Origin of the sequence: Roseovarius sp. (assembly GCF_018066915.1) — a bacterium.
Lineage (GTDB): Bacteria > Pseudomonadota > Alphaproteobacteria > Rhodobacterales > Rhodobacteraceae > Roseovarius.
This window is the reverse complement of record NZ_JAGPVV010000291.1, coordinates 1-2,707: the sequence shown is the minus strand read 5'-3', so window position 1 is coordinate 2,707 and position 2,707 is coordinate 1. Positions and strand designations below refer to the sequence as shown.

Annotated in this window: 2 protein-coding genes and 1 pseudogene; 2 read left to right on the top strand and 1 reads right to left on the bottom strand. The window is 63.9% G+C overall.

Annotated elements, in window-relative coordinates; genetic code table 11:
- Window positions 1-131 (top strand): annotated as a pseudogene (locus tag KBT70_RS16225) (VapC toxin family PIN domain ribonuclease); the annotation flags it as partial.
- Between the two features lie 78 nt (window positions 132-209).
- Here the strand turns inward: KBT70_RS16225 and KBT70_RS16220 are convergent.
- The gene (locus KBT70_RS16220) at window positions 210-1,094 is read right to left on the bottom strand and encodes a recombinase family protein (RefSeq protein ID WP_296636386.1); all 885 of its coding nucleotides are present in this window, start codon (window positions 1,092-1,094) and stop codon (window positions 210-212) included.
- A 226-nt stretch (window positions 1,095-1,320) separates the two neighbouring features.
- On the opposite strand from KBT70_RS16220, the gene KBT70_RS16215 reads away from it, so the two are divergent.
- Window positions 1,321-2,388 (top strand): hypothetical protein, encoded by a 1,068-nt coding sequence (locus tag KBT70_RS16215; protein ID WP_296636382.1) that lies wholly within the window; start codon window positions 1,321-1,323, stop codon window positions 2,386-2,388.
- Window positions 2,389-2,707: the final 319 nt, after the last annotated feature.

Genomic DNA, 2,707 nt, shown 5'->3' with positions numbered 1-2,707 from the left:
GCTTCTCGATCTACGACGCGATGATCGTGGCCAGCGCTTTGGTTGCGGGGTGTACCACGCTGTGGAGCGAGGACATGCAAGATGGCCTGCTGGTGGAAGGCCAGCTTCGCATCGTCAACCCCTTTACATGACCGGACAGCTACTGAGCGTGGAACTGACCACAACCTTGTAATCCTTCCATGTCGTGCATGATTTGCGGGGTTTCTGGGCTACTCAAGCAGCCCCAGCCTCTCAGCCCGCTCCAGTAGCATCTTCACCGAAGAAGGCTGCCAGCTTGTCCGCCCGCGTGGCGTGCGCTCGCGCATTGATTCCAGCCGGGTGCAGATCGCCAGAAGCGTGATGTCGGGGTCCGCGCCCTTGATGGCGGCGACGATGGCGGGCAGGCGGTCGTCGGTCTCGCGGCGGCCAGCCCGGGCGAGCACAGTCTCGGGCAGAAAGCCGTCGCGGACGTAGGCGTTGACCGCGCGCAGAAGACGGCTTTGCGTCCACTGGCGCTTGCGGGGCAGGGGGCCGTTGACGACGCGGACTACGTCTTCCCAAGCCAAGTCGGGGCGCAGGCGGCGGACATGGGGAACCCAGTCCTGCGCTGTCTCGTTCAGCCGTTCCATGTAGCCGTCCTGCCGGGCCAGCCTCACCTTGCGCAGCGCCGCCGGATCCCGCGCGCGCAGGCCCGGATTGCCGCCAACCCGGCCTTTGGTCCGTGCGCTGGCCAGGCCGGCCTTGGTGCGTTCGCGGATCAGGGCGCGCTCGAACTCGGCCGCGGCGCCGAGGACCTGCAGGGTGAACTTGCCCTGAGGCGAGGACGTATCGATCGGATCGGTCAGCGAGCGGAAGAAGGCTCCCTTCGCCTCCAGCCGCTCGATCACCTCCAGCAGATGCGAAAGGGATCGCGCGAGGCGGTCGATCCGCACGACGACCAGCGTGTCGCCTTTGCCGATGCGTTCCAACACCCGCGCAAGCACCGGTCGCGCACGATTGCCGCCCGAGGCCTGTTCTTCATGGATCTCGGCGCAACCCGCGGATTTCAGGGCCTGCGTCTGGGGCAGGGGGGTCTGATCCTCGGTCGAGACCCGAGCGTAACCTATCAGGGGCATCAAAACAGGCCTTTTGCAGTTTCATATATTATTACTAAACGACCGTTTGTAAACGAATGCAATGGCGCTCTCTGTGGCCTTGCTCAACGGAAAACCCTTGGTTTCCATAGGCTGAGCGCGACTAGAGAGCCCTCGCCGACCATCACCCGCGCGTGCTATATAAGGAGCGCGGGCGTACTCTGACAAAACCCTTGGGTAACGTGCAGAATTCCAGTATTTTGCACATATGAAGCCTCAAGCGCCTGCGTTGCATGATGAATCGGACGTTCTCTTCCTCGACGCTGAGGAGGTGGAACAGTCGTCTGAGGACGATCTTTGGTTCCTGCCCGGTCCCATGGAAGAGGAGCCGGATTATCTGCCGCCGGGACCACGGGCCGAGCCGCGTGACGCCGAGGTCCTCGACGATTGGCGCAAAGCAGAGGCGGGTCATGCTGCGCGTCTTGCCCGTGTGGCCGGTCGAGTCGGTGCGCTGGACGACCGGCTGAAGCGCGGCCCGGAAGGATGGCGGCACAGGCTTGCCCTGTTCGAGGCTGCCGACCTCAGCTGGTTCGCGGGTGACCGCATTGGCCCAGATCGGCTGGCGCTCTGGATCTCCATGCGCTTGTCCGGCGTACAGGACGACACTGCCGCGCTCGCGCGTGTCGGTTGGGCGGTGCGGCGGCTATCCGGTGGGCCAGGACCGGAGGTAGACCTTTCCGCCTTCCTTGACCGCCGCGACCCCGAGAACCTCGCGGATGAGGCCGAACCTTTTGCGGATCGCGCAGGCGGTTGGCTGGACCTTACGGCGCAAGCTTCCGAGTTGCACCCGATCACCCGTGCTTGCTTGGGCTTTCACCTCTGGAGCCTCGCGGGACTCGGGCAGCAAGGCGATCGAATGGAGGCGGCCGTCACAGCTGCGCGGATCGCGGCCAGCGAGGGCAAGGGAGCAGTCTTTGCACCTCTGGCCATGGGCGGGGCAGGGGGGCTGCGCGCCGGCGGCCCACCCGCTGACCGTCTGGCGCGCTGGCTTGACGGGATGGAGACCGCCTGCCTGACCGCAATGCGGCACCTTGACGATATCGAGGCATGGTCAGCGCGGGCAGAAACCGAGATGACCCCGCTCTCGGGCCGCACGCCCCCGGCCTTGTGCGCTGTTCTAACCGAATGGCCACTCGTCTCCGCCCCGATGGCCGAGGCTCTGACTGGTGCCAGTCGCGCCGCCGTCCAGCGCAACCTTGCCTGGATGGAAGCGCGGGGTTTGATCCGCGAGATGACCGGGCAGGATCGGTATCGGATGTGGCGCGCCGCGAACTGACTGCTCCGCATGGGCGCAGGGCGGCAGCTAGTATGGAAATGGATCGCCTCGATACACATTGCGCCGATGTGCAGGCGCATGGTCATTTACACATGTAAACAGCTGTTTAACCGCTGTAGCGCTGAAAATGGCGCTGTCAGCCGTGCTGCAACGCATCAAGAGACGATGGTCGCGCCGCATACAGATAGAGTTCGCCGGAGCGCGCGAATGCTAATGGGGAAGACGTTTTCGGGAACTTCGGTGTTTTTCGACCATCTCCGGAAAAGTCACCGACAATATTCAGCTATTTTGATGCCTCGACGGAGATATAGGACTCTCC